We start from the raw sequence: 25,040 nt of genomic DNA on the forward strand, positions 1-25,040 counted from the left end.
GTTCTACTCCTCCGTCAGCTTGTCCCAGTCGGTGACCACCGGCAGCAGCTCCCCGCGCTGCCAGGCGGCCAGCTGGTCGTCGTCGTGCGCCGAGCCGGGCACGCCATCCGCGCCGAGGGGCACCACCCAGCGGCTCTTCTCCCGCCGGGCGAGGTCCCAGGCGTACCGGGCGGCCGGCCCGCGCCGGCACAGGTCGGTTACCCCGGGCACGCTGGAGGTGGAGAGCACACAGTCGTGCTCCCCGCCGAGTTCCGGTCCGGCATCCACCTCCGGGGAGCCCGGCACCGGATTCTCCGCGACCACGTTCTCCGCGAGCACGTTGACCGGCACCGCCCGCCAGGGTGCGAGCCGGTGGCGGGCGCCCCACCGGGCTGCCTCGCCGCCGACAGCGGGATCGAGGTCGCTGCCGGCGACCTCGAGCAGTGCGGCCCGGACCAGGGCCGGTGCGTCCAGCCCGGGAAGCGCGTCGGGAGCGAGCAGCGCGCCCAGCGCCGTCCCCACCCGCGGGGCCAGCGCCAACCAGGGCGCGAAGACCTCCGGGTAGGCAGGTGGGTCAGCGAGCGCCGCCAGCGCCGGATGCGCGGTGATCCGCCGGACCAGGGCGGCCCGGACGGCGGCGAAGGCCCCCGCGTCGGCGCTGTCGGCAGCCATCCGTCGATCCCAGCGCAGCAGCCGGTCTCGCAGCGCGGCGGCCGGCGTCGGCAGCTCCGCCAGGCCCGCCAGGAGGGCGAGCAGCGGCCCAGCGGCGGCCGTGTACGTGTCGGTGTGCACGTCGGCCATTCGCTCCGCCGTCCAACCGGTGCTTGCCTCGAGCAGCTCGCGGATGCGCCGGGCCCGGTGCGGGGGTGCGAACTCAACCCCCAGCGGAGCGGAGACAGCGCGCTCGTTGGCCATCACGGCGACCTCGGTGACGGTAGCCCGCGGCATCGGGTACCAGCCAGACCAGGCGTACCCGGGCTCCCACGCCGGCACGACCCGCACGCCGTTGGCCGGGGGGCGGATCGGCACCGCACCGGCCACCCGGTGCAGCAGCCCACCGGCGGTATCGGCGGCGAGCACCACATTGACCGGCTCCACCCAGTGCTCCACCGCGGCATCAACGTCGGCGACGGTGCGTGCCCGCAGGAGCGCCGGCAGCGCGGCGAAACCCAGCTCGCCGGTGACCCGGGGCGGGTAGCGGAGGCTGATCGCCTCGGTCGACTCCGGGCCGCCGACGATCACCGGCCCCCGGTCGGTCTCCACCACCTCCACCTCGACCGGCTCGCCGCCGGCCACCGTGATCGTCTCTGCGTGGGTACGCGTCGGCTGCCAGCCGTCCGGTCCGTACGCCTCCACGCCGCTGCCCTGTCGACATAGCCGCTCGGCGTACAGGTCCTGGTAGTCGGCCATCGCGTTGGTGATCGCCCAGGCGACCGCGCCGGTGTGCCCGAAGTGGGCGATGCCGGGGACCCCCGGCACCGCCAGGCCGACCACGTCGTACGCCGCGCAGGCGAGGCGGATCTGCTGGTAGATGCCCGGGTCCTGGATGGGTCGGTGTGGGTCGCCGGCGAGTAGGGCGGAACCGGTGGCAGTCCGTCCGCCGGCCAGCAGCCAGCCGTTACTGCCGGAGCTGACCGGGGCGTCGGCGTGGAAGAGCGCGACGGCGTCCGGGCCGAGTCGCCGGGTGACGTGCTCGCGCCAGAGCTTGCTGGGGACGCCGGCGAAGAGCACGTGGTGGGCCAGCCAGACCGCCAGCGGAGTCCATGGCTCCCACCGGCCGGCGTCGAGCCCAGCGGTGGCGAAGCGCGGGTCGCGGGCCGCTCCCGCGGCCAGGCCGGCGTTGACTCCGGCCACGTACCGGCCCACCCAGGAGGCGGTCGCCGGGTCGAGGCGGGCGTGGCAGCGCCGGGCGGTGTCGGCGAGGCGGGCCTGCCGGGCGAACCGGTCCCACGGCACCGCCTCGGGGCCGAGGAACGCGGCGCTCCCGCCGAGCGATCGGTGCCGCTCCACCTCGATCTGCCAGGCTCGGTCGTACGCGGTGACGCGGCCCTGGGCGTATGCCAGCTCGTCGGGGTCGGCGGCCCGCAGGTGCGGCACACCCCACCGGTCTCGGAAGAGGCTCACGCCGTGACTCTAAATCGGACTCCGGCGCCGGGCCACCGGCACCACCAGCGGGGTGCCGGTCTCCGGATCGTCGATGACCCGGCAGGGGAGGCCGAAGACCTTCTCGACGAGCGCGGCGGTAACCACCGTCCGGGGTGGGCCCGTCGCCACCACCTGCCCGTCGCGCATGGCGATCAGGTGGGTCGCGTAGCGGGCGGCCTGGTTCAGGTCGTGGAGTACGGCGACCAGCGTGCGACCCTCCTCTTCGTGTAGCCGGGCGCAGAGGTCCAGGATCTCGATCTGGTGGGCGATATCCAGGTAGGTGGTGGGTTCGTCGAGCAGCAGCAGAGGAGTCTGCTGGGCGAGGGCCATGGCGAGCCAGACCCGTTGCCGTTGTCCGCCGGAGAGCTCGGCTACCGGGCGGTCGGCGAGGTCGGCGACGCCGGTGGCCGCCATCGACTCGGCGACCACCGCTTCGTCCGCACGGGACCACTGCCGCAGCAGCCCCTGGTGCGGGTATCGGCCCCGGGAGACGAGTTCGGCCACGCCGATGCCGTCCGGGGCGACCGACGACTGGGGCAACAGGCCAAGGGTTTTCGCGATCTCCCGGGCGGGACGCCGGTGGATGTCCGCTCCGTCCAGCAGGACCGCACCGGTGCTCGGCCGAAGCAGCCGGGACAGGGCGCGTAGCAGGGTGGACTTGCCACACGCGTTCGGGCCGATGACGACGGTGAACGACTGGTCCGGAACGTCAACGGTCAACTCATGGGAGATGGTCCGCCGTTCGTACGCCAGGGTCATCGCGCTACCGCGTAACCGGGACCGCATCTTCGGTGCTCCGTTCTCCGTCGTTGTCACAGCCGACCCGCCCGGCGTTCGGCCGCCAGTAGCCAGATTAGGTACCCGCCGCCGATCAAGCCGGTCAGTACGCCTACCGGCAGTTGGTGGCCGGGGACGGCGCGCTGAGCGATCTGGTCGGCAACGACCAGTAGCAGTGCCCCGAGCAGTGCCGAGGGCAGCAGGTTGGGCCCGGGCGCGCGGGTGAGTCGCCGGGCCAGGTGCGGCGCGGTGAGTGCCACGAAGTTGACCGGGCCGGCGGCTGCCGAGGCGAGGGAGACCAGCAGCACGGCGGCGCCGAGCAGGGCCAGCCGTAGCCGCTCGACCGGCACACCGAGGGCGCTGGCGGAGTCGTCGCCCATCTCCATCAACCGCAGGGCGGGCCCGGCGCCGGCCAGCACCGCCGGCCCGAGTAGGGCGAGGGCGATCAGAACCGGCAGGGCGTGGATCCAGCCCCGGCCGTCGAGGCTGCCGGTGAGCCAGAGTACGGCCCGGGCGGCGTCCATCAGGGGGGCGCGGGTGAGCAGCCAGCCGTTGACGCCGGTGAGGATCGCGGCGATCCCGATGCCGGCCAGCACGAGTCGGTAGCCGTGCACTCCGCGTCGCCAGGCGATCATGTAGACCAACAGGCCGGTGGCGAATCCGCTGACGGCGGCGGCGCCGGAGAGCACCGTGCTGGTGCCGCCGACGACGATCACCACCAGCGCGCCGGTCGCTGCGCCCTGGGTGAAGCCGAGCAGGTCGGGACTGCCGAGGGGGTTGCGGACCAGGGTCTGGAAGACGGCGCCGGCCAGAGCCAGCGCGGCGCCGACCGCGATGGCGGTGGCGAGGCGGGGGAGCCGTAGCTCGTGGACGATGAACTCCTCGGCCGGGGTACCGTCGCCGACCAGGGTGCGGAGCACGTCGGCGGCGCTCATCGGGTAGTCGCCGCTACCCAGTGCCAGCACCCCCACGGCCAGGGTGAGTAGCGCGCAGGTCGCGCCGACGGTGAGGGCGCGCGGGTGCAGGCGCAGCGAGACGCCGCCCGGAGTACGCAAGACGATCATGGCTGCCCCACCCGCCCGCGGAGTACCAGCCAGAGGAAGAGCGGCCCACCCAGCACGGCGGTGACCATGCCGACCTGGAGTTCGCCGGGGCGGCTGAGGACCCGGCCGAGCACGTCGGCGCCGAGCAGGAGCACGGGTGCGAGCACGGCGCAGTAGGGCAGCAGCCACCGCAGGTCCGGCCCGGTCAGCGCGCGTACCAGGTGCGGGACCAGCAGCCCGACGAAGACGATCGGTCCACAGGCGGCGGTGGCGGCGCCACAGAGGAGGGTGACCGCCGCGATGACCGCCGCCCGGATCAGCGCCGGCCGCGCGCCGAGCGCCCGTGCGGTGTCGTCGCCGAGGGCGAGGGCGTTCAGTGGGCGGGCTACGGCGAGGGCGAGCAGCAGACCTGCCGCGATGAACGGCGCCACCGTGCCGACGATGGCCAGCTCGGCGCTGGCCAGCGATCCCACGGTCCAGAACCGCAACCGTTCCAGCGAGGCGGTGTCGAGCAGCATGATCGCGCTCACATACGAGTAGAGGGTGGCGTTGATTGCGGCGCCGGCGAGGGCCAGCCGCGCCGGGGTGGCGCCGCGCCCGCCGCCGACGACGTAGCCGGCGGCGGTGACGGCGGCGGCGCCGATCATCGCGAACCAGACTTGTCCGTTCAGTCCCGCGACACCCACGAGGGCGGTGCCGGTGGCTACCGCCGCGGAGGCGCCGGCGTTGATGCCGAGTAGCCCGGGGTCGGCGAGCGGGTTGCGGGTGAGCGCCTGCATGACCGCCCCGGCCACCCCGAGGGCAGCCCCGGCGAGCAGGCCGAGCAGCGTGCGGGGCAGTCGCATCTGGTGGACCACGGTGTATTCGTCCGCGTCAGGGTCGAGTAGTCCGGGCCAGACGTCGGCGAGGGGGAGCGCCTTTGCCCCGACGGCGATGCTGAGCACCGCGACGGCGGCGAGTAGGAGCACGGCGGCGGCGAGGCCACTGGCGCGGGTGGCGGTGCGACCGCGTCGGATGGGGTGCGCCGACTCCGTTTGCGCAGCGGACGGCGGTGCATGAGTGAGGGACAGGGTGAACTCCGAGTTGGTGCGAATCGCCGGGGCAGGGTTGACAGGAGGTTAGGTTAGGTTAGGTTAACCTAACTTCGCTATCCATGGTCGCCCGCGACCCCGACCGAAAGACCTAACATGTCGCACCCCGCGTCCGCCCGTCGACTTTCCCGTCGTGGCCTGCTCGCCGCCGCCGGCGGTGTCAGTCTGGCCGCCCTCCTCGCCAGCTGCGGCAGCGAGGACACCGACACCCCCTCCGCCGACACCAGCAGCGGCCCCTGGTCCTTCACCGACGACCGTGGTGAGAAGCTCTCCGCCGACGCGCCTCCCGCCCGTGTCGTCGCCTTCACTGGAGTGGCCGCGGCGCTGGTCGACTTCGGCGTCAACGAGCAGGTCGTCGGCGTGTTCGGCGAGACCACCCGCGCCGACGGCAGCAAGGACCCGCAGGCCGGGGAGCTGAACGTGGAGAGCGTGGAGATCCTGGGCAACACCTGGGGCGAGTTCAACCTGGAGAAGTACGCGGGCCTGCGGCCCGAACTGCTGGTCACCCACATGTACGACCGCGATGCGCTCTGGTACGTGCCGGACGAGAGCAAGGACAAGATCGTTCCCCTCGCCCCGGTCGCGGCGATCACCACTGCCCGGGTGCCCATGACCCAGCCCATCGAACGATACGCGCAGCTCGCCGAGTCCCTCGGCGCGGACCTGTCCGCGCCGGCGGTAACCAAGGCGAAGGCCCGCTTCGACGCCGCCGCGGAGTCGGTCCGCGAAGCCGTCAAGGCCAACCCGGGTATCAAGGTGATGGCCTGCTCCGGCAGCCCCGACCTGTTTTACGTCTCCAACCCGAAGGTCAGCACCGACCTGATGTACTTCGCCGAGCTCGGCGTCGACCTCGTGGTGCCGACCAAGCTGGAGGCGGGCGACTACTTCGCGGCACTCAGCTGGGAAAATGCCAGCAAGTTCCCGGCCGACCTGATTCTGCTCGACAACCGCGGCACCGCGCTGCAGGCCGACGATCTCGCCGCCAAGCCGACCTGGGCGCAGCTGCCGGCCGTGGCGGCCAACCAGATCACCGCCTGGGACTCCGTGCCCCGCTTCTCGTACGCCGGTGCCGCTCCGCTGCTGGAGAACCTGGCCACCGCGATCAAGGGTGCGAAGAAGGTCAGCTGACCCACCACCGCCCTGGACGAGTTGGACGAGCTGTGGCTGCGCGACGCGGTCTGGTTCCACCACCCCCGCTCCCTGGCCTATCTCCACTGCCCGGTCGCAATCCCCGCGCTGCTCGGCGAGGCGATGCTCACCGTCGTCAACCCGTTGCTGGACACGTGGGGCCAGAGCGCTGGCGCCACCTTCATCGGGCGCCGGTTGATCGGGTGGACGGCCGCCCGGGTCGGCGTCGGAGCGACCGCCGACGGAATCCTCACCAGCGGTGGGACCCAGTCCAACCTGCACGCCCTGCTGCTGGCCCGAGTGGAGGCCGTCCGGCGGGGGCGTTGCAACTCGTGGGGACGCTGGCGAACCCGCTCGCTCCGTACCGACCGGGGAGCTGACGGCCCGGCCCCGAGCGCGCCTACCCGGTCCGGAGCGCGCCTACCCGGTCCGGAGCGCGCCTACCCGGTCCGGAGCGCGCCTACCCGGCCGGTAGGCGCGTCCGCTACCCCGCCGGGTAGGCGCGCGTCTCCGTCACCCCGACCGCGGCCCACACCCGTTGGCCTGGCATCAGGCGCAGGGTCGCGGCGGTCGCGGGCGGTACGTCGGCCGCCACCCGGACCGGCCCGTCCAACTGCACCCGCAGGTTGTCACCGTGGCGCTGCACCCCGGCGACCGTGGCCGGCCAGGTGTTGGGTGGGCTACCGGCGGGCTGGTCATCGTGCAGCGTCACCGCTGAGGGACGGAACGCGACGAAGGCATCCCCGTCGAGGTGTTCCGGGACGGTGAGCAGGAGCCCGTCGGCGACCCGGACGTGGTTGTTCTCGGCCCGGCCCCGGTGCAGGTTCAGCCCGACCAGTTGGGCGACATAGCCGGTACGGGGCCGGGCGGTGACGGCGGCGGCATCCCCCTCCTGGACCACCCGGCCCTCCTCCACGATCACCAGCCGGTCGGCCAGCACCAGCGCGTCGAGTGGGTCATGCGTGACCAGCACGGTGGCGCCGGGGTGGGCGGTCAGGTGCCGGTGCAGTTCGGCGCGGGTGTCCAGGCGGGTACGGGCGTCCAGGGCGGCCAGCGGCTCGTCGAGCAGCAGCATGGCCGGCCGGACCGCGAGCGCCCGGGCCAGCGCCACCCGCTGGGCCTGCCCGCCGGAGAGCTGCCCGGGTCGCCGGCGGGCATGTTCGACCAGCCCCACCCGAGCCAACCAGTCGCCGGCGCTGCGCCGGGCCGTCCGCCGGTTGGCGCCGTGCCGGCGCGGGCCGAAGGCCACGTTGTCGAGCGCGTTCAGGTGCGGGAAGAGCAGATAGTCCTGGAATACCACACCGACCGAACGGCGCTCGGCGGGGACGAACGTGCGCCGGTCCGGCCGGTCCAGGTCGCTGCCCGCCACCGTGAGGTGGCCGGCGGTCAGGGGCTGCAGGCCGGCGAGTGCCCGTAGGGCGGTCGTCTTGCCGGCGCCGTTCGGACCCAACAGCGCCACCACCTCACCGGCAGCGACGCGCAGCGGTACGTCCAGCAGGAAGCCGCCCCGCTCCACCGCGAGGCGTGCGTCCAGGAGATACCCGGTCACGGTGTGCTGATCCACCGGTCGCGCAGCCCCGCCAGGATCACGACCGAGACGACGAGCAGGATCAGGCTGAGTACGATCGCGGCCTCGACATCGGTCTCCAGCGCCAGGTAAACCGCGAGCGGCATGGTCTGGGTCCGGCCCGGGTAGTTGCCGGCGAAGGTGATCGTGGCACCGAACTCGCCCAGCGCCCGGGCCCAGCACAGCACCGCCCCGGCGGCCAGGCCCGGGCCGACCAGCGGCACGGTGACGTGCGTGAACGTGGTCCACCGGCCGGCGCCGAGGGTCGCCGCGGCCTCCTCGTACCGGCGGTCGGCGCCCCGTAGCGCCCCCTCCACGGCGATGACCAGGAACGGCATCGCCACGAACGCCTCGGCGAACACCACGCCGGTGGTGGTGAACGGCAGCGTGATCCCGAAGGTCTGGTCGAGCCAGCCGCCGATCAGCCCACGCCGACCGAAGACCAGCAGCAGGGCCACCCCGCCCACCACCGGCGGAAGTACCAGGGGCACGGTGACCAGGGCGCGCACCAGCCGCCGGCCGGGGAACTCCACCCGGGCGAGCAGCCACGCCAGCGGCACCCCGAGCAGCAGGCAGAGCAGGGTCGCCAGGGTGGCGGTGAGCAGCGACAGCCGCAGCGCGGCCAGCACCCCGGGCTCGGCGAGCCGCTGCGGCAGGGTGCTCCACGGGGTGCGGGCCAGCAGACCGATCAGCGGCAGGGTCAGGAAGGCCAGGCCGAGCAGCGCCGGCAGCAGCAACGCGACCGGGACGCCACCGCCCCGTTGCCGGGCGCCACGCGGCCGGCGGATGCCCGTCGGCCGGCGCACCGGACGCGCGGTGAGCGTCATGGCGCCTGGAACCCGGCCTCGGTGAGCACCGCCCGCGACCGGGCGGAGCGGACGTGGGCCACGAAGGCGTGGGCCGCGGTGGGGTTCGGCGCGTCGACCAACACGGCGATCGGGTAGTCGTTGACGGCCTGGGCGGACTCGGGGAACTCCACCGCCGCCACGTCCGGCGCGGCGGCCCGCGTGTCGGTGCGGTAGACGAGGGCGGCGTCCACCTCACCCAGCCGTACCTTCGCCAGGGCGCCCCGCACGTGCGCCTCCAGGGTGACCGGGGTCAGCGCGACGCCGGCGGCGTCGAGCGCCCGGTGGGCCGCCGACCCACACGGCACCTGCTCGGCGCAGAGCGCCACCTTCAGCCCAGGCCGGGTCAGGTCACCCAGGCCCCGGATGCCCTCGGGGTTGCCGGCGGCGACCGCGATGACGAGCTGGTTGCGGACGAAGACGGCCGGCGTGCCCTCCGCGTCGTCGGCGGTGGCGACGGCGGCCAGGTGCTGCGGGGCGGCGGAGGCGAAGACATCCGCCGGGGCCCCTTCGGTGAGCTGGGTGGCGAGGGCGGAGCTGCCGGCGAAGTTGAACACGACGGTGCTGCCCGGATGGGCTGCCTCGAAGTCGCGCCCGATCCGGTCGAACGTCGCGGTGAGCGACGCGGCGGCGAAGACGGTCACCGTGCCGGTCACGCCACCGTCGGCGACTGCACCACCCGGGGTGCCGCAGCCGGCCAGGACCAGCGTGACGGCGCCGGCCACGATCGCGGTACGCGGCCTCACGGCACCGGCCTTCCCCGGGTGCCGGCCGGCGGCGTAGCCCGCTCGACCAGTACGTTCGTTGACTTGATCACGGCGACGGCCAGCGAGCCGACCCGCAGGTCCAATTCGTCGACGGCCTCCCGGCTCATCAGGGAGACGATGCGGAACGGGCCGGCCTGGATGTCGACCTGGGCCATCACGGTGTCCCGGACCACGCCGACGACGATGCCGCGTAGTCGGTTGCGGGCAGACGAGGCGTCGGACCGCTCGTCGCGCTCGGCCGCCTGCGCGCGGGCGAACGCCGCCAGATCCACCCCGTCCACGGCGCGGTGTCCATGCTCGTCGCGTTCCGCCCGAATGCGCCCGGAGTCGATCCAGCGGCGGACGGTGTCGGCGCTCACCCCGAGCAGCTCGGCCGCTTCCCCGATCCGGAACCTCGTCACCCGGTCACCTTAGCGTTTGCATCCGAGAGGTGTTGAACCGCTTCTACCCGGCGGTTGCGAGGCATCGGAGGTAAATTTCCTCGCAACCACGAAGTTTGCTCCCGGTCGGTACCGGCGTGCCGACCCTGACCCGGTGGTCAGTCGACCTGTCGGCGGCGGGATCGAGGGGTCCGGCTGGCCGTCGCGGTGTACGGCGCGGGCCGGTCTGACCCGGCCGCGCATAATGTGGGTAGGCCGGAGCTGCCCCGGCGGGCAGCACACGTGAGATGGTGGGGAGTACGGTGCCGCAGACGATTCCGAACGCAACCCGGAACACCCGGCAGCGGGCCGAGGTGCTCGCGCTACTCGGGGAGGTCGACGGGTTCCACACGGCGCAGCAACTGCACCGGATGCTCTGCGACCGCGACGCCCGGGTGGGCCTGACCACCGTCTACCGGACCCTGCAGCTTCTGGTGGACGCCGGTGAGATCGACTCCACCCGGCTGCCCGGCGGCGAACAGCTCTTCCGCCAGTGCAGCCAGAGTCGTCACCACCACCACCTGGTCTGCCGGTCCTGCGGACGGACCGTGGAGGTGGCCGGTCCGGCAGTCGAACGCTGGGCCGACCAGGTGGCGGCGGAGCACGGCTTCACCGAGGTCGGGCACACCCTGGAGATCTTCGGCAACTGCGCCGGCTGCGCCGCGTCCTGACCTTCGCCGGCTACGCCGCGTCCGGACCTGCCCGGTTGTCGCCAGCCGGGGTGTTTCCCACCCCGTCGCTCGGGGAAATCAGAGCCAAGGCACCACGGCACCCCGGCCACGCGGCGTCGCGCGCCGCCCGACGAACGGACGCCGATCGCCATGACGTACCGTCCGGCCACCGACCGCCCCGACCTGGACACCCTCACCCTCGGGGTGGAAGAAGAGTTTCTGCTGCTGGACTCCGACACGGGGGAGAGCATGCCGGTCGCCGCCCAGGTACTCGGCGGGTTGTCCGGCACCGCCTACGAGCAGAGCCGGCAGGAGTTTCGACACAGCATGGTCGAGATGGTCACGCCGGTCGTAGCCGACCTGACGGAGCTGCGGCGGCACTTGGTGGCGCTGCGTACCGCCGCCATTGACGCGGCCGAGGCCGCCGGTGCCCGCCTCGTCGCGGTGGGAGCGACTCCGGTGAACGAGGCGCACCGGACCGTACCGGACGAACCCCGCTACCACGCGATGTCCCAGCGGTTCGGACCGGTCGCGCACGACCCGGCGGTCTGCGGCTGCCACGTGCACGTCGGCCTGCCCGACCGGGAACTGGCGGTCCAGGTCTGCAATCACCTGCGCCCGTGGTTGCCGGTCGTGCAGGCCCTCACCGTCAACTCGCCGCTGCACGACGGCCAGGACACCGGGCACGCGAGCTGGCGGGGGATGCAGCTGGAGCGTTGGCCAAGCATCGGCCCCACCCCGTACTTCGACTCGGCCGCCGACTACGACGCCACGGTGGCGGACCTGATCAAGGCGGGGATCATGCTCGATGCCGGGATGGTCTACTGGTACGTCCGGCCCTCCGTCGCGTACCCCACGGTCGAGGTCCGGGTTGGTGACGTCTGTCCCACGGTTGACGACACGGTACTGGTGGCCGCGCTGGTACGTGCCCTCGTCGCGACCCTCGCGGCGGAGGTCCGGGGTGGTGCCCGGGCAACCCGGACCCGAGGCTGCCTGGTCTCCGCCGCGCACTGGCGAGCCGCTCACGACGGGCTTGACGGTGACCTTGTCGACCTTCGTACCGGGCACGCCCGGCCGGCCTGGGACCTGGTGGACGAGATGTTCGCCCTCGTCACGCCCGCCCTGGAGCGCCAGGGCGACCGGGGGTACGTACTCGACCAGCTAACTCGGCTCCGGGACGAGGGCACCGGTGCGGCACGGCAGCGTCGGATTTTGGAGCGGACCGGCTGCGATGTCGGCGCCGTGCTGGCCCACCTGGCCGCACAGACCCGCCCCACCTCGGCCTGAGCCGAACCGCCCGCCCTACCGCTGAGCCGAACCGCCTGTCCGACCGCTGGTGGTGGTGCGGCCGTCCGTCCTCCTACCGCTGGTGCGTCTGCAGCCACAGCTCCAGCAGCCCGAGCTGCCACAGCTTGTTGCTGCCGGCCGCGGCCTGCGTCGCCGCCGGGTCGGCGAGCAGTTCGTCAACATATTCGGGCTGGAACAGCCCCCGTTCCTGGGCGGCCGGTGCCCGCAGCGCGTCCAGGACCAGCTCCCGCACCCGCCCGGAGACGTTGCGCAGTGCCGGCACCGGAAAGTACCCCTTCGGCCGGTCGATCACCTCCGCCGGCAGCACCTCCCGGGCGATCTCCTTGAGTACGCCCTTGCCGCCCTGCGCCACCTTGTGCTCCGGCGGACAGGCCGCGGCGAGCGTGACCAGATCCTGGTCCAGGAAGGGGGTGCGGACCTCCAGCCCCCACGCCATGGACATGCTGTCCACCCGCTTGACCGGGTCGTCGGGGAGCATCCGGTGCGTGTCCAGGCGCAGCACCGCGTCCAGCGCGGTCTCCGCACCGGGCGCGGCCAACTCGGCGACGAGTAGCTCCCGGCTGGCATCCCGGTCGTGGGCGTACGTCGGACTGACAACCCGGGACAACTCGGCGTGGTCACGGTCGAAGAAGGACGCGGCGAACACCTCCGCCGCCCCGTCCCGGGGCGCCCTCGCGAGCGGCTGGTGGTAGCCGTAGCCGGCGAACACCTCGTCGGCGCCCTGCCCCGACTGGGCCACCTTGACGTGCTTGGCCACCTGCTCGCTGAGCAGGTGGAAGGCCACCACGTCGTGGCTGCCCATCGGCTCGGTCATCGCGGCGATCGTGGCTTGGACCGCCGGCAGGAGGTCGTTGTCGGCGAGTCGGATCCGCCGGTGGTCGGTGCCGAAGGCCCGGGCCACCTGGTCGGAGTAGTGGAACTCGTCGCCGGCCTCGTCGCCCCGGCTGTCGAAGCCGATGCTGAACGTTTGCAAATGGTGTTGGCCCGCCTCGGCGAGCAGGGCCACGATCAGACTGGAGTCCAGGCCACCGGAGAGCAGCACTCCGACCGGGACGTCCGCCACCAGCCGCCGGCGAACCGCCGCGCGCAGGGCGTCACCGACCGCCGCTTGCCAGTCCCGGGCATCCCGGCCGGCATGGCCGGGGTCGCGAGCGTACTCCGGCTGCCAGTAGACGTGTTCGCGGCTGCGCCCGTCCGCCTCGACCACCCGCAGCGTCGCCGGGGGTAGCTTCCGGACGCCGCGCAGCACGGTCCGGGGCGCCGGCACAATCGAATGCCAGGAGAGGTAGTGGTGCAGGGCAACCGGGTCGATGTCGGTGTCCACGTCGCCGGCGTGCAGTAGCGCGGGCAGAGTTGAGGCGAAGCGCAGGTGGCCGGGGGACTCCGCCAGGTAGAGCGGCTTGATGCCGAGCCGGTCGCGGGCCAGCACCAGCCGCTGGCGGGTCCGGTCGAACAGCCCGATCGCGAACATGCCGACCAGGTGGTCGACGAAGGCCTCCCCCCACTCGGCGTACGCCACCAGGATGACCTCGGTGTCACTGGTGGAACGGAAGGTGTGCCCGGCGGCCCGGAGCTCCTCGCGTAACTGCGGATAGTTGTAGATGCATCCGTTGAAGACCAGCGCTGATCCGAGGTCCTCGCGCACCATCGGCTGAGCACCGGTGTCGGAGAGGTCGATGATGGTGAGCCGGCGGTGCCCGAGGGCTACCCAGCCGTCCGTCCAGTGGCCGGTGTCGTCCGGGCCGCGGGACTCCATCGCCTGGCTCATCCGGATCACCGCCTCGGTGTCCGGTCTCGAGCCGTCAAAACGCGCTTCCCCGCTGATACCGCACACGCTCAGTGCCCCTCCGGCCGCTGTCCGGCGGTCCGGGCGGGCCGGTGGCTGAGCGTCGATTCCATGGCCACCGTCCCGTCGCACCGTCTCACCTGGCCACCGGGCATGGCCCGGGCCCGTCCCGCGGACGGGTGCGGCGGGTACCCGTGATCGGGTCGCTCAAACCCGGCCCGGTGCCCACCGCCGTCCGGGCCCGAGTTCCGGGACGGATCCGAGACCGGTATAGCGTGGCGCGCGACCCCTAGAGTGGTGGCGATCGGTTCACCCGGGTGGGGTACTGACACGCGCACCCGGCGTGAACTGACGGCGGCAGGAGGTCACATGCCCGTTATCGCAGTCGACGGACTGGTGAAGAGCTTCGGTGCGGTCCGCGCGCTTGACGGGCTCAACCTGCAGGTGGAGGCGGGGGAGGTGCACGGCTTCCTCGGGCCCAACGGCTCCGGAAAGTCCACCACCATCCGCGTCCTGCTCGGGCTGCTGCGCGGTGATGCCGGCGATGTGCGGCTGCTCGACGGTGACCCGTGGCGCGACGCGGTGGCGCTGCACCGCCGACTCGCCTATGTGCCGGGCGACGTGAACCTGTGGCCCAACCTCTCCGGCGGAGAGGCGATCGATCTGTTCGGAGCATTGCGCGGTGGCTTGAACCACCGTCGCCGGGACGAGCTGTTGGAACGTTTCGACCTCGACCCGACCAAGAAGTGCCGGGCCTACTCCAAGGGCAACCGGCAGAAGGTGGCGATCGTCGCCGCCTTCGCCTCCGACGTCGAGCTCTACGTGCTCGACGAACCCACCTCCGGGCTCGACCCGTTGATGGAGGCGGTGTTCCAGGAAGAGGTGCGGCGGCTCACCGGCAACGGCGCCACGGTGCTGCTCTCCAGTCACGTGCTCGCCGAGGTGGAGGCGCTCTGCGATCGGGTCAGCATCATCCGCGCCGGCCGTACCGTTGAGTCCGGCTCGCTGAGTGAGCTGCGGCACCTCGCCCGTACCACGGTCACCGTCGAGACGGTGCGTCCGCTGACCGGAGTCGCGGAGTTGCCCGGCGTGCACGAGGTCCGGGCCGTTGACGGCCGGGTCCGGTTGGAGGTGGAGCCGGAGCACCTCGACGCACTGCTCGCCCACCTGATCCGCTTCGAGGTCCGGGCGCTGGTGAGCGCGCCGCCCACCGTGGAGGAGCTGTTCCTGCGGCACTACGACGGGGCCGACGACGGCCGGGCCGCCGCCGACAGCGGTGCGGAGCAGGCCCGGTGAGCGCATTTACCGGCACCGGCCGACTGGTCCGGCTCGTTCTGCGCCGTGACCGGATCAAGCTCGGGGCCTGGGTGCTCGGTACGCCGCTGCTCGGGTACGCCCTCGCCGGTAGCGTCATCGAGTTCTACCCCGACGAGGCCGCTCGCCTCAGCTATGCCGAGACCGCGCTAACCAGCGTGGTGGCGCGCGCCTTCAACGGGCCAATCTCCAACGCCGAGCTGGGCTCGATCGTCCTCGTCGAGGCATATCTGACGCTAACCCTGCTCGCCGCCCTGGTCAGTACGTTCGCCGTAGTCCGGCACACCCGACAGAACGAGGAGACCGGCCGGGCGGAGCTGCTCGGTGCGGCCGTCGTCGGTCGGCACGCGTTGCTCACCGCCCCGTTGCTTGTCGTCGTCGGGGCGAACGTGGCCGCCGGCTTACTCCTCGGGCTGGCCTTCGCCGCCGCCGGTCTGCCGCTGGCTGGATCCCTCGCCGCCGGCGGGACGATCGCCGGGGTTGGTGTCGCCTTCACCGCCGTCGCCGCCGTCACCGCCCAGCTCACGGTTACCTCCCGTGGTGCGAACGCGTTGGCCGCGGCCAGCGTCGGGGTGGCTTTCCTGCTCCGCGCCGCCGGGGATGTCCTCGGCGAGCGGGAGGGCCTGCAACTGGTGAGCGCCTGGCCGTCCTGGCTCTCCCCGCTCGGCTGGGGCACTCAGGTCCGCGCGTTCGGTGCCGAGCGGTGGTGGGTACTGGGCCTGCCGGTCGTGTTGCTGGTCGGCGCCACCCTGGCCGCGTTCGGGCTCGCCCGTCGGCGGGACCTCGGCGCCGGGTTGCTCAGCGACCGGCGCGGGCCGGCCCGTGCCGCCGCTGGCCTGCTCAGCCCGAACGGACTGCTCTGGCGACTGCACCGCGGCTCCCTGGCCGGCTGGTCGGTGGCCGTGGTGATCCTCGGGTTCTCGATGGGCTTCGCCGCGGACGAGGTCAACGACGTGATCGCCGAGAATCCGGCCGCCGCCGAGCTGATCGCCGCGATGGGGGGCGGGGTTGACGACCTGGTTGACGCGTTCCTCGCCGCGATGCTGGGGCTGTTCGCGTTGGTCATCGGCGCGTACGTGGTGCAGGCGTTGCTGCGTACCCGCGCCGACGAGTCGGGCGGCGTCCTGGAGGCGGTACTCGCGACCGCGGTGGGTAGGGTTCGCTGGCTGACCACCCAGGTGGTGGGCGCCGTCCTGGGCGCGGCGGTCCTCGTGCTGCTGGCCGGGCTCGCGACCGGCCTCGGCTACGGACTCGCGGCCGGTGACCCGGGCAGGTGGGCGCTCCACCTGGGTGGGGCCGGGTTGCTGCAGCTACCGGCGTTGCTGGTGGTGGCGGGCTTGGTGACCGCGTTGCTCGGGTTGGTTCCCCGGTGGTCGGTGTCGCTGTCCTGGGTGGTGCTGATCGGGTTACTGCTGTTGGGGCAGCTCGGCGCGGCGCTCGACCTGCCGCAGGCGGTGCTCAACCTTTCGCCCTACACCCATGTCCCCGCAGTGCCGGCGGTCGAGGCGACCGCGCCGCCGTTGGTGCTGCTCACCGCCGTGGCCGGTGCACTGCTCGCCGCCGGGCTGGCCGGCTTCCGCCGCCGCGACGTCCCCAGCTGATTGGCTCGCAGCACGAGTCCGGGGCGCTAGCCGGAGACTTCCGGCTCTGGCTCGGACTCCGGGCCGGTGTGGCGTTGGCGTAGCAGTTCACCGCTCCACCGCGCGGCGGCCCGCTGCTCGGATAGGATCCGCTCCCGGGCGCGGGCCAGCTCCTCGCCGACCGCTTCGGAGAGGTCGGCGTCGGGCTGGTCGGCGAGGATCGCCGACCAGCGTCGGTTGAGCTGCTCGGCGTAGCGGGCGCGGCGTAGGAGCTCCTCGTGCCGGCAGTCCAGCGCGATCACGCGTTCCCAGTAGGGCTGGAGGGCTTGACGGACTCGCTCATCGAGCTGCACCCATGCGGTGGGACGGCAGGTGACCGTCTGACCGCCGCGCTCGAACGACCACGGTTCCTGCTGAGAAAGCTTCCGCTGAAGCTGCGCCTCCAGCTCACCGGCCCGGTGCGGTGCGACGGTACGGGCGAGATCGGCGGCGATGTTGGTTAGCCGCTGGGTAGCCGGTGGCAGAAAGTAGTGGGCGTACCAGGCCAGCTGATCCGGTCGCAGTCCCTGCGAACGCCAGGTGAGGTCGGCGCGGATGGTGAAGGTGAAGACGTAACCCCGGGCGAAGACGGTGATCGGACCGGTTGGCTCCCGCCGCTCGATCGGATCTTGTGGTGGGGGCGGTGCCGGCCCCTGCTTCGCGGCCGTGTCGACCATACGGGCCACCGTGAGTAGCCACCGCCACAGCCGCTGGGTGGCCGGTGCCAGCCGGGCGGCGAACGGACGGGCCGCTGGTGCCAGCCGGGCGGCAACTCGCCGTGCTCCGGCCGCCAGCCGTGCGGCGCTCCGTCGGGATGCTCGCCCCAGCCGGGCCCAGCGGCCAGGTCGCCCGGGGTCCGGCGGGGCCTGGCGATGCTGACCCGGATCGGGGGGCGTGGCCGCCGGGCGTTCCTCTGTCGGCGGGCCGTCGGCCATGTCGCCTCCCTCGTCCGTCAACCGGTCCGTCGGGCCGAAGGGTGGTGCGGTCGGTGCCAGGTACGAGGGGAGTGCCGGCAGGTGCGGTGTCGCCGCCTACTCACGTTAACAAGGACCGGGCCAGTGGGGCAGCAGCGGCGCGGCGTGCCGATCGGCGCTTGGCGGACAGTGCGTGAGCTGGGCCGGGAGGTTCGGTACGCGTGGAGAGTGTCTCTCGGGGGGTGTGCTCGTGTGGCCCGGCCCCAGCACCACTCCTCGAGCGAGAGGATCCAGTCGTGCGCAGCGTCGTCGCACCATCCGCCGTGCGGTCGGTGCTGGCTGCCCGGACCGGTGTAGTGCTGGTGTTCGCCCTCAACGGTTTCGCTATCGGGTCCTGGTTTGCCCGGGTGCCGGCGGCCCGGGAGACGCTTGACCTTTCCGCGACCCGGCTCGGGCTGCTGTTGCTCGCGATGTCGGTGGGTGCGGTGGTGGCGATGCCCATCTCCGGTCTGGTCGTCCAGCGTTTCGGCACTGCCCGGACGGTGATGGGGGCGGCGCTGACGCTCTCCGTCGGCCTGCTGGTGACGGGCGTCTGCGCGAGCGCGGCCAGCTGGCCGGCCGGGGTGGCGGTGGGCCTGTTCGTCTTCGGTTACGGCACCGGTACCTGCGATGTCGCGATGAACATCGAGGGCGCCGCTGTTGAGCGATGGCTCGGTCGGGCGGTGATGCCGCGGTTTCACGCGGCGTGGAGCCTGGGTTCGGTGGCGGGGGCGGGTCTCGGTGCGGTGGCCGCCGAGGTGGGGCTGGCGCTCGCTTTCCACCTACCGTTGGTCGGCGGGGTGGTGCTGGTCGGGATGGTCTTCGGCGCTCGAAAGTTTCTGCCGGCTGCCGGGACGACCTCGGCCGGTGGCCAGACATCCCCGGCGATCCGCCGTCGTTCGCTGTTGGCGGCCTGGCGGGAGCCACGGACCCTGCTGATCGGCCTGTTTGTGCTGGTCGCGGCGTTCAGTGAGGGGAGCGCCACCGACTGGGTCGCAATTGCTTTCGTTGATGGGTACGGCGTCAGCGAGGCGGCCGCGGCCATCGTGTACGGAATGTTCGTGGTCGGCATGACCATTGGCCGGATCACCGGCACCCTCGCCCTGGACCGGTGGGGGCGGCTGCCGGTGCTCAGCGGTGCGATCCTGCTCGCGGTAGCCGGCGTGAGCGTGGCGGTACTAGCTGAGTCCGAGCCGGTCGCGGCCGTCGGCGTGGCGTTGTGGGGCCTCGGCGGCTCGCTCAGCTTTCCGGTGGGGATGAGTGCGGCGGCCGACGAGGAGGAGCAGGCCCCGGCCCGGGTCAGCGTGGTCGCCGCGATCGGCTACACCGCGTTCCTCGCCGACCGCCCCTGCTCGGCCTGATCGGGGAACGGGTCGGGACCTTGCACTCCCTGCTGGTGGTACCGATTCTGCTGCTGTTGTCGGTCGCGCTGGTGCCAGCCACCCGCCCTCTTCGCGGACGTCACGAATGACTACCGAGCCGTCGTCGTTGTTGCCGGATCCGAGCTGGTGGGGGAGGCGGCTGTTGCCAGTGGACGGATAAGACACATCAGCTCGTTGGCGGTGCCACGGTCTCCAGGGCGGCAATACTGCCGGACATGATCATGCGGATGTTGTCGGTGATGTGTTGCAGCGGCCAGTCCCACCAGGCAAGCGCCATCAGGCGGCGAACGTCGTCTTCGTGGAAGCGGCGGCGGATCACCTTGGCCGGGTTGCCGCCGACGACGCTGTATTCGGGGACATCGTCGACGACCACAGATCCAGCAGCAATGATCGCCCCACTGCCGATGTGAACACCGGGCATAATCATGGTGTGGTAGCCGAACCATACGTCGTTGCCAACCACCGTGTCACCCGCCCGGGCAGGTTGGTGAGGAGATCGAAGTGTTCACTCCAGGCGCCACCCATAATTGGAAACGGGAAGGTCGAGGGCCCGTCCAGGCGATGGTTGGCGCCGCTCATGATGGGACCCCGTCACCGGCGGTCAGCCGCTCATCCGGTGCACCGGGCGGGACGGAAAGAGCGTCGGCGGTAGGACCGCGTCGCCGTTGAGTACGGCGGTCACGGCAGCTGTCGCGATTCCGGCCACCGGGTGGGTGGACGTGGTGAGCGAGGGGTTGGTCATCTCGGCCAGTGGGGTGTCGTCGAAGCCGGTCACCGCGATGTCCCCGGGGACCTGGACGCCATCCCGAAGGAGCCCGTTGATCACGCCGAACGAGGTCACGTCGCTGGCGCCGACGATCGCGTCGGTGTCCGGCCAGCGGGCCAGAACCTCCCGTGCTGCGGCACGTCCTCGGCCTGCGGTGAAGTCACCCCGAACCAGCCGGGGAGGCAGTCCCACCGCCCGCAGCACTGCCCGGTAGGCGCGCACCGAGCGGCCGGCGCAGGGTAACCAGCGAGAACCGCTGATCATGGCGATGCGGCGGCGGCCCGTCGCGTACAGGTGCTCCACCAGCGCTGTGGTGCCGCCGCCGTTGTCGATGTCGAAGGAGGCCACCACGGGGGAACCGACGCCGAGCGAGGCGACCCGGCCCCGCAGCTCGGGCGGCACGGCGGCCAGGACCGCAGGGGTGGTGTTGACCAGGATCAGCCCACTCGCCCCGCGCTGTTCGGTGAGCCGGCGTAACTGGTCCAGGCCCCGGGTCGGGAGCCAGTGCAGGGCCACGCCGACGCCGTGCGGGGCGCACACCCGGGCGGCCGCGCCGACAACCTGGTCGACGTACGGGTCCTCGAGCACCCGGGGCGAAGTGCCGTGGACCACCGTGACCAGCCGCACACCGGTGCCGCGGACCAGGGCGCGGGCGGCCGGGTCCGGCACGTAGCCGAGTCGTTCGGCGGCAGCAGTGACCCGGTCGCGGGTGTGGGCCGCGGCGTACCCGTTGTTGGCGAGCACTCGAGAGGCGGTGGCCCGCGAGACGTCGGCCGCCCGAGCCACATCCGCCAGAGTCGGCGCGCGCTGCGGCGCTGGCATCGTGGTCCCCCGTTTCCCGTCGCCGGCGCGACGTGTGTCCGGACATTATTGCTCGATCCGACGGCGGTGACCTGCGAATGCTTCTCGGTTTGCCCTGAGAACGCTCTCAGGGGTGTGCTCGTGTGGTCGGGCCTGATCACCAAGCGAAAGGAACCCTGTCGTGAGCAGCGTCACCCCCCCGGTCGCCCTCGCTGCCGTACCCCGGTCGGTGCTGGCAGCCCGCACCGGGGTGGCGGTGGTGTTCGCCGTCAACGGCCTCGCCGTCGGGTCCTGGTTTTCCCGGGTGCCGGCGGTCCGGGAGGCGCTGGACCTCACCGCCGGCCGGCTCGGGCTGTTGCTGCTCGCCATGTCGGCGGGAGCGGTGGTGGCGATGCCCACCTCCGGTCTGGTCGCCCAGCGGCTGGGAACGGCCCGGACGGTGGTGGCGGCGACCCTGCTGCTTGCGGCCGGCGCGGTGACCGCCGGTGTCTCGGCCAGCGCGGCCGCCTGGCTGCCCGGGGTCGCGGTGGGTCTGTTCGCCTTCGGCTACGGCACCGGCACCTGTGATGTCGCGATGAACATCGAGGGAGCTGCCGTTGAGCGGCGGCTCGGCCGCACGGTTATGCCTCGGTTCCACGCCGCGTGGAGCCTGGGTTCGGTGGCCGGGGCTGGCCTCGGTGCGCTGGCCGCCCAGGTGGGGCTGGCGGTTGGCGTACACCTGTCGCTTATCGCCGGGGCGATACTGGTCGGCACGGTGTTCGGCGCCCGGGCGTTCCTGCCGCTCCCCGATTCACCGCCGGCCGCCGACCGGGTCTCCCCGGCAGCCCGCCGCCAGGCGCTGCTGGCCGCCTGGCGGGAGCCACGGACCCTGCTGATCGGCCTGTTTGTGCTGGTAGCAGCGTTCAGCGAAGGGGTCGCCACCGACTGGGTCGCGGTCGCGTTCGTTGACGGCTACGGTGTCACGGAGGCGGCCGGAGCCGCCGTCTACGGAGTGTTCGTGATCGGCATGACCGTAGGACGGACCGTCGGCACCCTCGCCCTGGACCGCTGGGGCCGGGTGCCCGTGCTCAGCACCACGACCCTGCTCGCCGTGGTCGGCGTGAGCGTGGCGGTGCTGGCCGGTTCCGGACCGGTTGCGGTCGCCGGCGTGGCGCTGTGGGGCCTCGGCGTCTCTCTCAGCTTCCCGGTGGGGATGAGCGCTGCGGCCAATGAGGAGGAGCACGCCCCGGCCCGGGTCAGCGTGGTGGCCGTGATCGGCTACACCGCGTTCCTCGCCGGACCACCGCTGCTGGGCCTGATCGGGGATCGGGTCGGGACGCTGCACGCCCTGCTGGTCGTGCCGATCCTGCTGCTGCCGTCGCTGGCGTTGCTACCGGCGACCCGCCCTCCTCGCTGACCGTCCCGGCGCGGGCAGTGAACGCTCGGCCGGCCCTCGCGTATCCTCAATGGACTGCGTCGGGAGGCGTAGTTGATCCGAATCCTTGCCCACCACCGTCAGCTGAGCTGGCGGGCGGCGGCACGGCCGGCGACCCGGCCGGAGAAGAGACAGCCGCCGAGGAAGGAGCCTTCCAGGGCGTTGTAGCCCATCATGCCGCCACCGCCGAACCCGGCGACCTCGCCGGCGGCGTAGAGGCCGGGAAAGGCGTCGCCCTCGCGGGTACGGCAGCGACCGTCCAGGTCGGTCTCCAGCCCACCGAGGGTCTTGCGGGAGAGGACGTTGAGCCGTACGGCGATCAACGGCCCGGCCTTCGGATCCAGGAGGCGATGCGGCGCGGCGACCCGCAGGAGCCGGTCACCGCGGTAGGTGCGGGCGGAGCGGATCGCCTTGACCTGGGCGTCCTTGCAGAAGGTGTTGGTGAGCTGTTGGTCCCGTTCGGCGACGAGCGTACGGATCCGGCCGACCTCGATCGCCGGCACATCCGGGTCGGCGACGCGGTTCATCCCGGCGACGAGGTCGTCGAGGGTGTCCGCGACGACGAAGTCCTCGCCGTGCCGCTTGAACGCCTCGACCGGCCCGGGAGCACCGGCGCGCACCCGGGACAGCAGCAGCTTGAGGTTCTTGCCGGTCAGGTCCGGGTTCTGCTCGGAGCCGGAGAGCGCGAACTCCTTCTCGATGATCTTTTGGGTGAGGAGGAACCAGGAGTAGTCGTAGCCGCTGTGGCGCAGGTGGCGCAGGGTCCCGAGGGTGTCGAAGCCGGGGAAGTACGGAGCCGGTAGCCGGTTGCCGGCGGCGTCCAGCCAGAGCGAGGAGGGGCCGGGCAGAATGCGAATTCCGTGGTTCTCCCAGATCGGATCCCAGTTCCGTAGCCCTTCGACGTAGTGCCACATCCGGTCCGGGTTGATGATGTTGGCGCCGGCCTCCTCGGCGATTCCCAGCATCCGGCCGTCCACGTGGGCCGGCACTCCGGCCACCATCCGCTTCGGCGGGCTGCCGAGCCGCGCCGGCCACGCCCGGCGGATCAGGTCGTGGTTGCCGCCAATGCCGCCGCTGGTGACGATGACGGCCTGGGCCCGGGCCTGGAACTCGCCGATCACGGTGCGGCTGCTCGGCCGGCCCCGCTCGGCCGTGGTCGGCTCCAGCCGGCTGCCATGCACCCCGACCACCGCACCGGCTTCCACGAGTAGCCCGTCAACCTGGTGGCGGAACGCGAACCGGATCCGCCCGGTGTCGACGTGCGCCCGTACCCGTCGCTCGAACGGCTCCACCACGCCGGGACCGGTGCCCCAGGTGATGTGGAACCGCGGAACCGAGTTGCCGTGCCCACCGGGCCGGCCGTCGCCGCGTTCGGCCCAGCCGACCACCGGGAAGAAGCGATGCCCGTACTGCCGCAGCCAGGACCGTTTCTCTCCGGCGGCGAAATCCAGGTACGCCTCGGCCCAGGCGCGCGGCCACCGGTCCTCGTCGCGGTCGAACTGGGCGCTGCCGAACCAGTCCTGCCGGGCCAGCGCGAGGGAGTCCCGAACGCCCATCCGCCGCTGCTCGGGGCTGTCAACCAGGAACAGCCCGCCCAGGCTCCAGAACGCCTGTCCGCCCAGGTTCTGCTCCCCCTCCTGGTCAACGAGGAGCACGCTCCGGCCGAGGTCTGCCGCCTCGGCGGCGGCGACCAGCCCGGCCAGACCGGCTCCGACCACGACGACGTCAGCTTCCACGGATGCCTCCTTTGGTGGGGCGGACATTGACCCGCTTCCGGGCCGATCGCGGGAGCGGGACGGCGCCGGGGGGTTGCCCCACCGTGCCGCAGCCGACCGGGCGACGCCACCAGTTCCGCGCTGGGTGAGCATGAGTATTGTCAATGCGCGCGGTTCGTGGGCGGTCGGGCCGGCTGGCAGTGCGAGGGGCGGTGACCGCGATGGGCCTCGCGGAACGGCTGGTCGTGCATCGGATGCTCACCGAGCGTAGCTCGACCCTCGTGGACGAGCTGGTCGGCGCGGTTGTCGACCAGGTTCCGATCTACCGCGAACTCGGTGAAACCCAACTTCGGGAGGTCACCGCCATCGCCCGGTGGGCCGTCACCCGGCTCACCGAGATGTGGGTGGACGGCACCCGGCTGACCGCCCGGGACATCAGCCGCTTTCGGGGCATCGGCGCCACCCGCGCCACGGACGGTCGACCACTGCTGGCGGTGCTGCGTGCCTATCGGGTCGCGGCGGCCATCATCACAGACGCTGTCGCCGAGCATGCCCCGCCCGGGCTGACCGTCGCCGACCTTGCCGCATTGGTGCAGGCCCTGGTCGCCGCGCTCGATGAGCTGTCCGAGGCGTTGGCCAACGGCTACCAGCACAAGGCCGCCGAGTTGATCACCGACCGGCGCCGACTGATCGACGAGTTCCTGCACGATCTGCTCGCCGGTCGCCAGACCTCGCCCGGCGCCCTCGCCGACCGTACCGAGCAGCTCAACGTTCGCGTCCCCGCGAGCTTCGGTCTCCTCCTCGCCGTCGGCGGCCCGGCGAGTCCGGAGGCCCACCCCGCCCGCGTCGCCGTGCTCGTTGCGGCTCCAGCCGTCGGCGCGGACCACGGCCCGGTCGACCTGAGTACCGGTGCGCTGCTGAGCACGGTGCGGGCCGGCGCGGGTGTCCTGCTGCTCCCGGACGAGCACGATCGGTCCGCGGTGGCGGCGGCCGTGGCCGCGGACGGTTGGCGGGCCTGTCTGATCAGCGGCGCCTCCCCGGCGACCCTGCCGCAGGACTATCGGGCAGCGGTTGCCGCGCTCAAGCACGCACCCGTGGCGGCGTTCGCCCGCCGGACCGTCCTCGACCGCGGCGACGCGCTCACCGTCGCGGTACTGCACGGAGCGCCCCCCGTTGACCGTGCCGCACTGCACGCCGCGGTCCTCGGCCCGGTGCTCACCCCCGCCAACACCCACCTGCTCGAAGGCCTGCACGCGTACCTCACCCACGGGTCGGCGAGCGAGGCCGCGACCGCGGTTGGACTGCACCCGCAGACCATGCGCCATCGGCTTCGCCGGCTCACCGAGCTCACCGGCCGCAGCCTGACCCACTCCTGGGACCGGCTCGTGCTCGCGGTGACGCACGCCTCACTCCCGCCGCCCCCGGGGTGGTGAGCCGGCCGATGCCTTCCCGCGGGCTTGGTGCCCCCGTTGGCGTGCATCCTCAGCGCGTCATCAGGTGGCGTACAGACGGCACTCAGCCATGGGTGGTGCACTGGAGGCCGGCGGCGC

Annotated in this window: 19 protein-coding genes and 3 pseudogenes; 9 read left to right on the forward strand and 13 right to left on the reverse strand. The window is 72.4% G+C overall.

Annotated features, from left to right (window positions below; genetic code table 11):
* Positions 1-3 precede the first annotated feature (3 nt).
* Genes T398_RS09535 through T398_RS09550 form a run of 4 tightly spaced genes read right to left on the reverse strand, consistent with a single transcriptional unit; the run spans position 4 to position 5,038 of the window.
* Positions 4-2,103: a penicillin acylase family protein gene (locus T398_RS09535; protein WP_496445964.1), complete on the reverse strand. Its 2,100-nt coding sequence runs from the start codon at positions 2,101-2,103 to the stop codon at positions 4-6.
* 9 nt (positions 2,104-2,112) lie between these two features.
* A complete protein-coding gene (locus T398_RS09540; RefSeq protein ID WP_496445965.1) occupies positions 2,113-2,910 on the reverse strand; it encodes an ABC transporter ATP-binding protein in 798 nt (265 codons plus the stop codon).
* A 26-nt stretch (positions 2,911-2,936) separates the two neighbouring features.
* On the reverse strand, positions 2,937-3,965 hold the full coding sequence (locus T398_RS09545) for a FecCD family ABC transporter permease (RefSeq protein WP_496445966.1): 1,029 nt from the start codon (positions 3,963-3,965) through the stop codon (positions 2,937-2,939).
* Positions 3,962-5,038 carry a FecCD family ABC transporter permease gene (locus T398_RS09550; RefSeq protein ID WP_496446036.1) on the reverse strand — a complete coding sequence of 359 codons (1,077 nt, stop codon included), beginning with the start codon at positions 5,036-5,038 and terminating at the stop codon, positions 3,962-3,964. Before T398_RS09550 ends, T398_RS09545 begins: the two co-directional genes overlap by 4 nt.
* A gap of 93 nt (positions 5,039-5,131) precedes the next feature.
* Here T398_RS09550 and T398_RS09555 point away from each other — a divergent pair, with 93 nt between their 5' ends.
* On the forward strand, positions 5,132-6,163 hold the full coding sequence (locus tag T398_RS09555) for an ABC transporter substrate-binding protein (RefSeq protein ID WP_496445967.1): 1,032 nt from the start codon (positions 5,132-5,134) through the stop codon (positions 6,161-6,163).
* 6 nt (positions 6,164-6,169) lie between these two features.
* Positions 6,170-6,475: pseudogene (locus T398_RS09560) on the forward strand (pyridoxal-dependent decarboxylase); the annotation flags it as partial.
* A gap of 172 nt (positions 6,476-6,647) precedes the next feature.
* Here T398_RS09560 and T398_RS09565 read toward each other — a convergent pair.
* The 4 genes from T398_RS09565 to T398_RS09580 are packed head-to-tail and all read right to left on the reverse strand — an operon-like array spanning position 6,648 to position 9,743.
* Entirely contained in the window at positions 6,648-7,712 is a 1,065-nt protein-coding gene (locus T398_RS09565) for an ABC transporter ATP-binding protein (RefSeq protein ID WP_496446037.1), read from the reverse strand.
* Complete coding sequence (locus T398_RS09570) at positions 7,709-8,557, reverse strand: ABC transporter permease (RefSeq protein ID WP_496445968.1); 849 nt, start codon at positions 8,555-8,557, stop codon at positions 7,709-7,711. The genes T398_RS09565 and T398_RS09570 overlap by 4 nt, the downstream gene beginning before the upstream one ends.
* Complete coding sequence (modA, locus tag T398_RS09575; protein ID WP_496445969.1) at positions 8,554-9,321, reverse strand: molybdate ABC transporter substrate-binding protein; 768 nt, start codon at positions 9,319-9,321, stop codon at positions 8,554-8,556. The genes T398_RS09570 and modA overlap by 4 nt, the downstream gene beginning before the upstream one ends.
* Positions 9,318-9,743, reverse strand: a complete 426-nt coding sequence (locus T398_RS09580) for a TOBE domain-containing protein (RefSeq protein WP_496445970.1) — start codon at positions 9,741-9,743, stop codon at positions 9,318-9,320. Before T398_RS09580 ends, modA begins: the two co-directional genes overlap by 4 nt.
* A 266-nt stretch (positions 9,744-10,009) precedes the next feature.
* Here T398_RS09580 and T398_RS09585 point away from each other — a divergent pair, with 266 nt between their 5' ends.
* Both T398_RS09585 and T398_RS09590 read left to right on the forward strand, forming a co-directional pair.
* Complete coding sequence (locus tag T398_RS09585; RefSeq protein WP_018724739.1) at positions 10,010-10,432, forward strand: Fur family transcriptional regulator; 423 nt, start codon at positions 10,010-10,012, stop codon at positions 10,430-10,432.
* Between the two features lie 150 nt (positions 10,433-10,582).
* Complete coding sequence (locus T398_RS09590; RefSeq protein WP_496445971.1) at positions 10,583-11,719, forward strand: carboxylate-amine ligase; 1,137 nt, start codon at positions 10,583-10,585, stop codon at positions 11,717-11,719.
* Between the two features lie 73 nt (positions 11,720-11,792).
* On the opposite strand, the gene T398_RS09595 is transcribed toward T398_RS09590, so the two are convergent.
* Positions 11,793-13,574: an N-acetylglutaminylglutamine amidotransferase gene (locus T398_RS09595; RefSeq protein ID WP_496445972.1), complete on the reverse strand. Its 1,782-nt coding sequence runs from the start codon at positions 13,572-13,574 to the stop codon at positions 11,793-11,795.
* A 321-nt stretch (positions 13,575-13,895) separates the two neighbouring features.
* Between T398_RS09595 and T398_RS09600 the strand changes: the two genes are divergently transcribed.
* The gene (locus tag T398_RS09600; RefSeq protein ID WP_496445973.1) at positions 13,896-14,822 is read left to right on the forward strand and encodes an ABC transporter ATP-binding protein; all 927 of its coding nucleotides are present in this window, start codon (positions 13,896-13,898) and stop codon (positions 14,820-14,822) included.
* The gene (locus T398_RS09605; RefSeq protein WP_496445974.1) at positions 14,819-16,441 is read left to right on the forward strand and encodes an ABC transporter permease; all 1,623 of its coding nucleotides are present in this window, start codon (positions 14,819-14,821) and stop codon (positions 16,439-16,441) included. Before T398_RS09600 ends, T398_RS09605 begins: the two co-directional genes overlap by 4 nt.
* A gap of 26 nt (positions 16,442-16,467) precedes the next feature.
* Here the strand turns inward: T398_RS09605 and T398_RS09610 are convergent, their stop codons facing one another.
* Complete coding sequence (locus T398_RS09610) at positions 16,468-17,394, reverse strand: hypothetical protein (RefSeq protein WP_496445975.1); 927 nt, start codon at positions 17,392-17,394, stop codon at positions 16,468-16,470.
* A 275-nt stretch (positions 17,395-17,669) separates the two neighbouring features.
* Here T398_RS09610 and T398_RS09615 point away from each other — a divergent pair.
* Positions 17,670-18,883: pseudogene (locus T398_RS09615) on the forward strand (MFS transporter).
* A gap of 77 nt (positions 18,884-18,960) precedes the next feature.
* On the opposite strand, the pseudogene T398_RS09620 reads toward T398_RS09615, so the two are convergent.
* Together T398_RS09620 and T398_RS09625 are read right to left on the reverse strand one after the other, a co-directional pair.
* Positions 18,961-19,376, reverse strand: a pseudogene (locus T398_RS09620) (CatB-related O-acetyltransferase); the annotation flags it as partial.
* Positions 19,377-19,395: 19 nt separating this feature from the next.
* Positions 19,396-20,382 (reverse strand): LacI family DNA-binding transcriptional regulator, encoded by a 987-nt coding sequence (locus T398_RS09625; RefSeq protein ID WP_496445976.1) that lies wholly within the window; start codon positions 20,380-20,382, stop codon positions 19,396-19,398.
* 160 nt (positions 20,383-20,542) lie between these two features.
* Here T398_RS09625 and T398_RS09630 point away from each other — a divergent pair, with 160 nt between their 5' ends.
* Entirely contained in the window at positions 20,543-21,757 is a 1,215-nt protein-coding gene (locus T398_RS09630) for an MFS transporter (RefSeq protein WP_496445977.1), read from the forward strand.
* A 98-nt stretch (positions 21,758-21,855) separates the two neighbouring features.
* Here T398_RS09630 and T398_RS09635 read toward each other — a convergent pair whose 3' ends face one another.
* Positions 21,856-23,511 (reverse strand): FAD-binding dehydrogenase, encoded by a 1,656-nt coding sequence (locus T398_RS09635; RefSeq protein ID WP_496445978.1) that lies wholly within the window; start codon positions 23,509-23,511, stop codon positions 21,856-21,858.
* A gap of 200 nt (positions 23,512-23,711) precedes the next feature.
* Between T398_RS09635 and T398_RS09640 the strand changes: the two genes are divergently transcribed.
* Positions 23,712-24,923 carry a PucR family transcriptional regulator gene (locus T398_RS09640; protein ID WP_496445979.1) on the forward strand — a complete coding sequence of 404 codons (1,212 nt, stop codon included), beginning with the start codon at positions 23,712-23,714 and terminating at the stop codon, positions 24,921-24,923.
* Positions 24,924-25,040: the final 117 nt, after the last annotated feature.

It is taken from the genome of Salinispora goodfellowii (genome assembly GCF_059570675.1).

What these genes read in the sequence shown, in the direction of transcription:
- T398_RS09545 (WP_496445966.1), bottom strand. Translation starts at nt 3,965, where the DNA reads ATGATCGTCTTGCGTACTCCGGGCGGCGTCTCGCTGCGCCTGCACCCG.
- T398_RS09600 (WP_496445973.1), top strand. Translation starts at nt 13,896, where the DNA reads ATGCCCGTTATCGCAGTCGACGGACTGGTGAAGAGCTTCGGTGCGGTC.
- T398_RS09610 (WP_496445975.1), bottom strand. Translation starts at nt 17,394, where the DNA reads ATGGCCGACGGCCCGCCGACAGAGGAACGCCCGGCGGCCACGCCCCCC.
- T398_RS09590 (WP_496445971.1), top strand. Translation starts at nt 10,583, where the DNA reads ATGACGTACCGTCCGGCCACCGACCGCCCCGACCTGGACACCCTCACC.
- T398_RS09640 (WP_496445979.1), top strand. Translation starts at nt 23,712, where the DNA reads ATGGGCCTCGCGGAACGGCTGGTCGTGCATCGGATGCTCACCGAGCGT.
- T398_RS09555 (WP_496445967.1), top strand. Translation starts at nt 5,132, where the DNA reads ATGTCGCACCCCGCGTCCGCCCGTCGACTTTCCCGTCGTGGCCTGCTC.
- T398_RS09585 (WP_018724739.1), top strand. Translation starts at nt 10,010, where the DNA reads ATGGTGGGGAGTACGGTGCCGCAGACGATTCCGAACGCAACCCGGAAC.
- T398_RS09540 (WP_496445965.1), bottom strand. Translation starts at nt 2,910, where the DNA reads ATGCGGTCCCGGTTACGCGGTAGCGCGATGACCCTGGCGTACGAACGG.
- T398_RS09570 (WP_496445968.1), bottom strand. Translation starts at nt 8,557, where the DNA reads ATGACGCTCACCGCGCGTCCGGTGCGCCGGCCGACGGGCATCCGCCGG.
- T398_RS09625 (WP_496445976.1), bottom strand. Translation starts at nt 20,382, where the DNA reads ATGCCAGCGCCGCAGCGCGCGCCGACTCTGGCGGATGTGGCTCGGGCG.